Origin of the sequence: Massilia sp. CT11-108, assembly GCF_047302915.1 — a bacterium.
Classification (GTDB): Bacteria; Pseudomonadota; Gammaproteobacteria; order Burkholderiales; family Burkholderiaceae_D; genus Telluria; species Telluria orientalis.
Genome location: NZ_JBKYMO010001215.1, coordinates 1 through 497, shown reverse-complemented (window position 1 = coordinate 497; position 497 = coordinate 1). Strand labels below are relative to the sequence as shown.

Below are 497 nucleotides of genomic sequence, written 5' to 3'. Positions count from 1 at the left end.
ACGATGCCCGCGCGCAACACGCCGTCACCGTGCGCCGCTCGGCCGACGGCTTCGTCGCAGGCACGGGCATCGTCGAGTGCACCGTGCCGTCACGCGGTCCGGTGCTGGTGACTGCCATCCGCCGCGCCGGCCGCGACATCGCGTGCAACGTCCGCCTCGTCGCGCTGCGCGACGACCAGCCGGAAGGCAGCACGCGCCGCACCGAATTCGTGAGCGAACTCGAGAAAGCGACGCTGGAGCAGGAAGGCCCGGTGCGCAGCGTGATCAGGCTGGAAGGCAGGCACCGCGACCAGACCCGCGCCTGGCTCCCGTTCACCGTCCGGCTGTACCTGTACGCGGGCGCCGAATCCATCCGCATCATGCACACGTTCGTATTCGACGGCGACGAGCAGCAGGACTTCATCCGCGGCATCGGCCTCACGTTCGACGTCCCGCTGCGCGACGCGCCGCACGACCGCCACGTGCGCTTCGCGGGCGAGGACGGCGGCCTGTGGGCC

General features: G+C 71.2%; 1 pseudogene. It reads left to right on the top strand.

Annotation, left to right across the window (positions count from 1 at the left end):
• A pseudogene (locus ACEN88_RS34065) lies at positions 1–497 on the top strand (Tat pathway signal sequence domain protein); the annotation flags it as partial.